Annotated in this window: 5 protein-coding genes, 1 pseudogene and 1 riboswitch; all 6 genes and pseudogenes read left to right on the top strand. The window is 47.2% G+C overall.

The features are described from left to right. Positions 1-708: pseudogene (locus tag NLX71_RS09245) on the top strand (transcriptional regulator); the annotation flags it as partial. A gap of 21 nt (positions 709-729) precedes the next feature. Further along, positions 730-861, top strand: a complete 132-nt coding sequence (locus NLX71_RS26545; protein ID WP_302058145.1) for a hypothetical protein — start codon at positions 730-732, stop codon at positions 859-861. A gap of 1,309 nt (positions 862-2,170) precedes the next feature. After that, entirely contained in the window at positions 2,171-2,383 is a 213-nt protein-coding gene (locus NLX71_RS09240; protein ID WP_254363316.1) for a helix-turn-helix domain-containing protein, read from the top strand. A gap of 188 nt (positions 2,384-2,571) precedes the next feature. Continuing rightward, positions 2,572-2,722, top strand: a riboswitch (SAM riboswitch). Positions 2,723-2,843: 121 nt separating this feature from the next. Continuing rightward, the gene (gene metA / locus NLX71_RS09235; RefSeq protein WP_254363315.1) at positions 2,844-3,770 is read left to right on the top strand and encodes a homoserine O-acetyltransferase MetA; all 927 of its coding nucleotides are present in this window, start codon (positions 2,844-2,846) and stop codon (positions 3,768-3,770) included. After that, a complete protein-coding gene (locus tag NLX71_RS09230) occupies positions 3,767-4,966 on the top strand; it encodes an aminotransferase class I/II-fold pyridoxal phosphate-dependent enzyme (protein WP_254363314.1) in 1,200 nt (399 codons plus the stop codon). The genes metA and NLX71_RS09230 overlap by 4 nt, the downstream gene beginning before the upstream one ends. After that, complete coding sequence (locus NLX71_RS09225; RefSeq protein WP_254363313.1) at positions 4,959-6,155, top strand: aminotransferase class I/II-fold pyridoxal phosphate-dependent enzyme; 1,197 nt, start codon at positions 4,959-4,961, stop codon at positions 6,153-6,155. The genes NLX71_RS09230 and NLX71_RS09225 overlap by 8 nt, the downstream gene beginning before the upstream one ends. Positions 6,156-6,196: the final 41 nt, after the last annotated feature.

Genomic DNA, 6,196 nt, shown 5'->3' with positions numbered 1-6,196 from the left:
TTAACTAACGATGAAAACGTAATCTATCACTATAGGATGGCTTTACATGCTTATGCTACAAAAAAATATAGGGAATGTATTGAGTTTGCTGAAAATGGGCTGGTGTTAGAAAGAATACAATCGGAATTAAAGGCGAGAGTACACCTATCTATGATTAATTCCCATTTAGTATTGAAGAACTATAATAAAGTTGAAGAGTTATTAGACGTTTTTGAAAAATACGAGTACGATTTTGTTTACGAGGCGGCTAAAATTACACGGGGAATAACCAAAGCAAGAAAAGGGGAATATGATATTGCAATCCCTCAACTTGAAAATCTCCTTGAAGAATGTAGTCAGCAGTTTCGTTTACATATAGTAGACGAGCTTTTGGAGATTTATTTAAAGATGAATAATTTGGATGCGTGCTCGAAACTTTTAGAAAAAGAGAATGAAATAATGAATACGGGCCCTGAAGACCCTAATTTTTTCAGAGCGAAAGGGAAGTATTATCGACACAAAGGACATTATCAGTTAATTACTGGCGTAATTGATGAGGGAGTAAAGAGTTTCGCCAGTAGTCTACAATATTTGAATAAGATTAATGCTTTTGAAGAAAAGGATGCTTGCATGCGTGAGTTTTTTTATTGTTTAACCAAAAATTCAATAATACTTAATAAGGAGTTTATGGATTTAATTTATATTATGGCATATAATGTAACTGAATAAGCATCAAGGAGGGAAAAGATTATGAAGAAAGCAATTCTTTTTTCCATTGTTCTCTTTTTATCTTTGAGTGGCAGCTTTTACAATTCCCCAACATACCCCATAGAAAAGCAAACTCAAATTATGATGTATAGTGAAGTAAATCCGGGATTTTAATTTCTTTATGTTGTTTCTGCTGATTCGATAAATAGATAGAACAAATGAACAGGCATATTTGCCTGTTTTTTTGTTTTTAAGAGTAAAATGTTTCTTGTTTCTTGGATTAAATGGAAAATAAGAAGGATGATTTAGACTTATATTTATGAAATTTATGAATTTGTATATTGCTTAGCTCTCACTTATTTACATTGAAGCGGGAGTACAACTGTATCGGTCAGAGCGATTGACTTTAACGATCCGCAAATTGCTGATAGTTGGAAGCTCGGAGTTTACCGCGAAATCGCGGAAAATGTAATTGTGAAAAATTATTTGTGTCCTTTGCGGTCACACCTTTAAATTATAATGGGGGTATAACTTATCCCATCATAAATGAGAAAGTCTAAAAAGTTTCCTGTACGTTGGGAAGTTCAGTTGTCGTGACAACAATACGACAGGACAAGGAAAGTACAGAGTTTACCACAAATCTGTGGAAAAGTAAGTTGCAAATGATGATTCGTGTCATCTTAATATCATCTCAAAGCGTGGTTACAGTTTTTTCCAGGGAAATTAATTCCCTCACAAGTTTTTCACAAATTTGTTGAAAACCTAATACATGAATTATTAGCAAGCTGCTGAAATAGTGGTTGTTGCGAAGGACTATGTAGTTACTTCTAGTTCTCCCATGGTAACTACAACTTTTCGACAATTCTGATTCAGAAGGTTAGAATCACTCACCTGATTTTATAGGACAGTAGAACATAACATGCTGGTTTGGAATTAAGATTAAGGATAAAGCTTCAGAACCGATCCTATTTTAGGTCGGAAAATTGAACAATTGTCGGTAAATCGTCTGCTTATCAAAATGGAAAGCAGACCAAAATAAAGCTTATACTATATACTATTTTATACTCTGGTCTGGAAATCTGGTAATGAAATATACTAATCGTAGTAATAAACAAATAATACATATATTAAGTCAAGAGTATGGGATATGCATATTTATAAAAAAGAACGATGCTCGATTTCCAGATTTCCAGACCACTCTTTTAAATCAAGCATTTTTAGCAGATTTTTTAGTTTTGTTTTTCAGACCAGCATGTGATTTTCCGACCTACGGAAATTTTCCGGTTGTTTAAAAGTTAAGTCCCAACCTCCACAAAATTGTTGAGCTTGAGTTGCCATCAGATCGATGGTAGTTGAAAAACTCGGTCGGTGCCAACGACTCACTTTTTTCGCCCTTTGCGTCAATGTAATCAACGGGCTTTAAATTTAGCCCGTTCAATCAGAAATAAAATATACAAAATTATAATGGAGGAATTATTAATTAATGAGTGAAATTATCAGTTTATTAGAAAACTATCCTGCAATGCTTGATGTTAATGATGTCCGAGATATTCTTAGAGTTGGCAGAGATTCCGCGTATAAAGAGCTAAATTCAGGTAAGTTTCCTGTCGTTCGAATTGGTAAGCAAATTAGGGTTGCAAAACCAGTGTTTGCAAAATATCTTGAACAATGCAATAATAGCGAAAAAGGAGCATGATATTTATCACAACGTCAGCTTCCATACACTTGAAATAAGGCGGTCACAGTGGTCACGGATTGGTCACGAACGCATTAGGACAAGGCAGTTTTACAAAAAATCAATCAGAAAAATGATTCGTCGTCACCCAAATGGCCCTTGACTATTTAGGATTTTCTAGTACCATAAAGGACACAACCGAATAAACTTTCTTATCAAGAGCAGGTGGAGGGACTAGCCCGATGATACCCGGCAACCGACAGACCTTTGCATAAACAACACGTTGATGTTTTTCAGCATGGCAAAGGAATGCACGGTGCTAATTCTTGCGGAAGCCAGGCGGCTTCTGACAGATGAGAGAGGACGATGTAACTATACAAAGGCCTTTCTCATGCGATAGAGAAAGGCTTTTTCTTTTGCCTTTTTTCAGTCGCAGGAGTGCGGGGAACGACGAATCCAATAACCCGAAGGAGTGAGCCTGATGCCCATCAAAGTACCAGATTATCTGCCGGCCAAGGAAGTGCTTGTCAACGAGAATATTTTCGTCATGGACGAGAGCGTGGCATTTCGTCAAGATATTCGCCCGTTGCGGATCGTAATCTTAAACCTGATGCCGACGAAAGAAACGACGGAGACCCAATTGCTGCGGCTGATCGGCAACACTCCGCTACAGGTTGAATTCATTCTGCTGCACCCGAAAACGCACACATCCAAGAACACGTCACTGGAGCACCTGGAGCAGTTCTACAAAACGTTCGACGACATCAAGCACGAACGCTTCGACGGCATGATTATTACAGGCGCGCCGGTCGAGCAGTTTGAATTCGAAGAGGTAAATTATTGGGAAGAATTGACGCAGATTATGGAGTGGAGCAAAACCCACGTCACATCGACGATGCATATTTGCTGGGCGGCTCAGGCCGGTCTCTACTACCATTTCGGCGTGCCGAAGTACCCGCTCGACGAAAAAATATTCGGCGTATTCCCGCACACGATCACCACGCCGAACGTGAAGCTGCTGCGCGGGTTCGACGAGCTGTTTCTCGTTCCCCAGTCCCGTCATACCGACGTTCGCCGGGAGGATGTCGCCCGGGTCGGGCAGCTTGACATTTTGTCGGAATCGGAGGAAGCGGGCGTCTACATCGCCGCAACGAAGGACGGAAAGCAAATTTTTATTACCGGCCATTCGGAATACGACGCGTGTACGCTCAAATACGAGTACGACCGTGACGTGAACAAAGGGATGGAGATCGCAATTCCGAAAAATTACTACCCGAACGACGATCCGACCCGGCCGCCGCTCAACACTTGGCGGGCCCATGCGAACCTGCTGTTTTCCAACTGGCTCAACTACTATGTGTACCAAGAGACGCCGTACGATTTGTATAAGGGGGATTACATGATATGAGCAACTGTTCCAAGCCAGAGTTGAAAATCGAGAGCCGTCTCGCGCAGATCGGCTCCCAGGAGGAGCCGGTGACGGGGGCGGTCAGCTTCCCGGTATATCAAGCGACGGCGTTCCGTCATCCGAAGCTCGGGCAGAGCACGGGATTCGATTACGCGCGCACGAAAAGCCCGACGCGCAAAGTATTGGAGGATGCGATTGCCGAGCTGGAATCCGGGGATGCGGGCTTTGCCTGCGGCTCCGGCATGGCGGCGCTCCAGACGATCTTTGCGCTGTTCAGCCAAGGCGACCATTTGCTTGTCTCCCTCGACTTGTACGGCGGGACGTACCGGATGCTGGAGCGCATCATGTCCCGCTTCGGCGTCACCGCAACGTATGTGGACACGAACGATCTCGATGCATTGGAAGCGAACCTGCAGTCGGGCACGAAAGCGGTTCTGATCGAAACGCCGACCAATCCGCTCATGATGATCACGGACTTGGCGCTGGTGTGCGGCTGGGCGAAGAAAAAAGGCATTCTTTCCATCGTCGACAACACGCTGCTTACCCCGTTCTTCCAGCGTCCGATCGAGCTTGGGGCCGATATTGTGATCCACAGCGCGTCGAAGTACCTCGGGGGGCATAACGATGTGCTTGCCGGGCTGATCGTAACGAAAGGCAAGGAGCTTTCCGAGGAGATGGCGTTTTTGCACAATTCGATCGGCGCGGTTTTAGGTCCGCAGGACAGCTGGCTGCTCATGCGCGGCATGAAAACATTGGCGATCCGCATGGAACGCCACGAGTCTAATGCCAACCGCATCGCTACGTTCCTGCAATCCCACCCGCAAGTGGAAGCCGTCTATTATCCGGCGCTCGAAAGCCACCCGGGCCATGACATCCAGAAGAAGCAGTCGTCCGGCAATACAGGTATTTTTTCCTTTAAAATGAAGGATGCGCGCTATATCGAACCAATCTTGCGCCACGTGAAGCTGATTGCGTTCGCGGAAAGCTTGGGCGGCGTCGAGTCGCTAATGACGTATCCGGCGGTTCAAACCCATGCCGATATCCCGGAAGACATCCGCAGAAGAGTCGGCGTGGACGATAAACTGCTGCGCTATTCCGTCGGCATCGAGCACGTGGACGACCTGATTGCGGATTTGTCCCGCGCTATCGATTTGGCTCAGCAGGAGATTGAAGGAGGGGAACCGGTTCATGGCTGATAAGACAACGCAAGGGATTCATCCGAACGACCATCATAAAGACCGCGCTTTTGCCACGAAGCTGATTCATTTCGGAAGCGAAATCGACCGCACGACCGGCGCTTCCAGCGTTCCGATCTATCAGGCTTCGACGTTCCACCAATTTTCGCTCGACGAGCCGCAGGAATACGATTACTCCCGTTCCGGCAACCCGACCCGGCAGGCGCTTGAGGATTACATTGCGCTGCTTGAAGGGGGCAAGCGGGGCTTCGCGTTCGCTTCGGGCATGGCGGCTATCTCCGGCGCGTTCATGCTGCTGTCGGCAGGGGATCATGTCATCTGCACGGAGGATGTGTACGGGGGCACGTACCGGCTGCTGACATCCATCCTGCCCCGGCTGAACATCGAGACGACATTCGTCGACATGACCGATCTGGACCGGGTGAAAGCGGCGCTTAAGCCGAATACGAAAGCGGTGTACCTTGAGACGCCGTCGAACCCGACGCTGAAGATTACCGATATTGCCGAAGTCGCAGGCTGGGCGAAGGAACATGGCCTGCTGACCCTGCTGGACAATACGTTCATGACGCCTTACCACCAGCGTCCGATCGAATACGGCATCGATATCGTGCTGCATAGCGCAACGAAATTCCTTGGCGGCCACAGCGATGTAACCGCAGGGCTGGCCGTTGCCGCTAACGAAAGTCTGGGCCGCCAGCTGAAGCAGATTCAGAACGGGCTAGGCACCATTCTCGGCATACAGGACTCGTGGCTCCTCATGCGCGGGATGAAGACCTTGAAGGCCCGGATGGAAGCGCACGAGCAAAGCGCCCGGCAGCTGGCGGCCTGGCTGGCGGCCCATCCGTCGATCGAAGCCGTCTACTACCCGGGACTCCCGAATCATCCCCGGCGCGACATTCACGAGAAGCAATCGCTCGGCTATGGCGCTGTCGTCTCATTCGACACAGGCTCCGGCGAGCGAACCAAGCGTCTGCTGTCCAAGGTGCGCATTCCGCTCGTCGCCGTCAGCTTAGGGGCGGTCGAGAGCATTCTTTCCTACCCGGCGATGATGTCGCATGCGGCGATGCCGCGCGAGGTCCGGCTGGAGCGTGGAATTACCGACGGGCTCGTCCGGTATTCCGTCGGTCTGGAGGATATCGCCGATCTTATCGATGATCTGGAGCAAGCATTAGCGGATACGGACCGATAAACGAAGAAGGAAAAGCCGATGATTCAGGGGATCATCGGCTT

It is taken from the genome of Paenibacillus sp. MZ04-78.2 (genome assembly GCF_024213375.1).
In the GTDB taxonomy this organism is placed as follows: Bacteria; Bacillota; Bacilli; order Paenibacillales; family NBRC-103111; genus Paenibacillus_G.
Note: the sequence above shows the minus strand (reverse complement) of the source record. Positions and strands in the feature narration are given on the sequence as shown.